Genomic DNA, 2,088 nt, shown 5'->3' with positions numbered 1-2,088 from the left:
ATCAGAAAATGTTCTCCAAGTACAAATTAATGAAAAAGCAGGAATTACTTATTCTGTCGGACTAAAAGCCGCTTTAAGACATGACCCTGATATTATCATGGTTGGTGAAATTCGCGATGCGGAAACGGCCAAGATTGCCGTCCGGGCAGCCATGACAGGTCATTTAATTCTTACAACCATGCATACTAGAGACGCAAAGGGAGCTATTTACCGCTTGCTTGAATTCGGTGTTAGCTGGAATGAAGTTGAACAAACCCTAATTGCCATAACTGCACAAACACTGGTTGAATTACACTGTCCTAGCTGCGGTAGCAGTGGGTGCACCCCAGAATGCATGGGTCAAAAACGTGCTAAACGGGCAAGTGTCTATGAATTACTATATGGAAAAGAACTGATTGAAGCCTTAAAGGCAGCCAAGGGTGAGACGCATCAGGCAGGATATAGGCAGCTAAAACATGAAATTAGTAAGGCCATCGCTTTCGGATACATCGAAGCGGAAGAATATGAACGACTGGTGTATGAACATGAAACGAAGTAAATGGAAAATGACCGAACAGGCTTCGTTTCTATTAAAGCTAGGGGAATTGCTTGAGTATGGTTATTCGCTCTCCGACGGAATCCAGTTTCTTAAATTTCAAGAAACCAAAAAGAAAAGACTGGACTTGGATGAAGCGGTAGAAGAGTTGATGAGGGGTTATCCATTTTATGCAGTCTTAACCGCATTAAAGTTTCATCCACAGCTCATTAGTTTTATTTATTATGCCGAGCAATATGGCGATCTATCACGTGCACTGAAGGAGGCAGGCACCTATTGGGAGAAACGATCTTCTGATATGGAGAAAATCCAAAAGCTGTTAGTGTATCCCGTATTACTGCTTCTTTTTGTTGGAGGGGCGTTTTACATGCTGCAAGGCGTATTGCTGCCGCAGTTCGAAGTTCTTTTCTCTTCAATGGACGCTAAAGAAAATGGTTTTTTAGCATTCGTCAGACTTGCCTCGTCTTTCCTTTCTTACCTGCCGTATCTCCTAGGAGCGGCGGTCATACTTGGTGTACTCCTCAGACAATTCTGGTATATGAAACTTTCGCCCCTTAAACGCCGCCTTTTACTCTTAAAAATCCCCATATTAGGTCCATTCATTAAACTGTATGAAACTCAATTTTTTGCAAGTCAATTTAGCAGCCTTCTTTCGGGCGGGTTGTCATTGAAAGAAAGTATCTTATTATTTTCAGAAAATCAGCAGCAGCCTTTTTATAAGAATCTCTGTTTAATTATTAAAAATGAGCTGACAGAAGGAAAGCCCCTTGAGGACATTCTAAAAGCGATGCCGTACTTTGATAAAAATTTTAGTATTGTCGCCGCAAATGGTTTGAAATATGGTCGTCTGGATCAAGAATTGTTTCATTACAGCCGTTATCTATTGGAAAAGATTGAAGAGAGGATGACATTGGCGATGAGAATCGTCCAGCCTGCTTTATTTTCATTTGTCGGCATCCTGGTCATTTCCATCTACCTGGCTGTTTTATTACCCATGTTTTCTTTAATGAAAGATATTTAACTAGGAGGAATCGTAATGCTGCGAAAAATAATGAAAAGAGTAAAAAATGAAAAAGGATTTACATTAATTGAAATGCTCGTCGTATTAATGGTTATTTCCATTCTATTAATCATTACGGTTCCAAATATTACGAAGAACCAGTCTTCCATCCAAGAAAAGGGGTGCGAGGCGTTTGTTAAGATGGTGCAATCACAGGTTCAAGCCTACCAAATTGACAAAAACGTGCTGCCGACAAGTATCTCAGAGCTGGCTTCAGAAGGGTATTTAAAGCAAACTTCCTGTCCAAATAAATCCGAAGTGTCTATTAATGCGAAGGGAGAGGTATCCGTTGTTGCTGCAAGCGACGGAAAGTAGCAATACCAGATTAGGATCAAGGGGTTATACGTTAGTTGAAATGCTCCTTGTATTATCTGTATTTATGCTGTTGACATCACTTGGCTTTGGAATGTTTCCGCCATTTGTTAAAAAACTGGATACGAGCTTCTTTTTGATTCAGCTCAGTGATGACCTATACAGAAGTCAGGAATACGCC

Annotated in this window: 4 protein-coding genes; all 4 read left to right on the top strand. The window is 40.5% G+C overall.

The features are described 5' to 3' along the window. Positions 1-538, top strand: a 538-nt coding sequence (locus AC52RT_RS09080) for an ATPase, T2SS/T4P/T4SS family (protein ID WP_495540439.1), incomplete at its 5' end; no start/stop codon positions are given. Further along, entirely contained in the window at positions 525-1,556 is a 1,032-nt protein-coding gene (comGB, locus tag AC52RT_RS09075; protein ID WP_495540438.1) for a competence type IV pilus assembly protein ComGB, read from the top strand. The genes AC52RT_RS09080 and comGB, both read left to right, overlap by 14 nt. Positions 1,557-1,571: 15 nt before the next feature. Then, the gene (gene comGC / locus AC52RT_RS09070; RefSeq protein ID WP_445669951.1) at positions 1,572-1,910 is read left to right on the top strand and encodes a competence type IV pilus major pilin ComGC; all 339 of its coding nucleotides are present in this window, start codon (positions 1,572-1,574) and stop codon (positions 1,908-1,910) included. Beyond that, on the top strand, positions 1,888-2,088 hold a 201-nt coding region (locus tag AC52RT_RS09065; RefSeq protein ID WP_495540437.1), incomplete at its 3' end, for a prepilin-type N-terminal cleavage/methylation domain-containing protein. The genes comGC and AC52RT_RS09065, both read left to right, overlap by 23 nt.

Source organism: Peribacillus sp., assembly GCF_059453735.1.
Note: the sequence above shows the minus strand (reverse complement) of the source record. Positions and strands in the feature narration are given on the sequence as shown.

What these genes read in the sequence shown, in the direction of transcription:
- comGB (WP_495540438.1), top strand. Translation starts at nt 525, where the DNA reads ATGAAACGAAGTAAATGGAAAATGACCGAACAGGCTTCGTTTCTATTA.
- comGC (WP_445669951.1), top strand. Translation starts at nt 1,572, where the DNA reads ATGCTGCGAAAAATAATGAAAAGAGTAAAAAATGAAAAAGGATTTACA.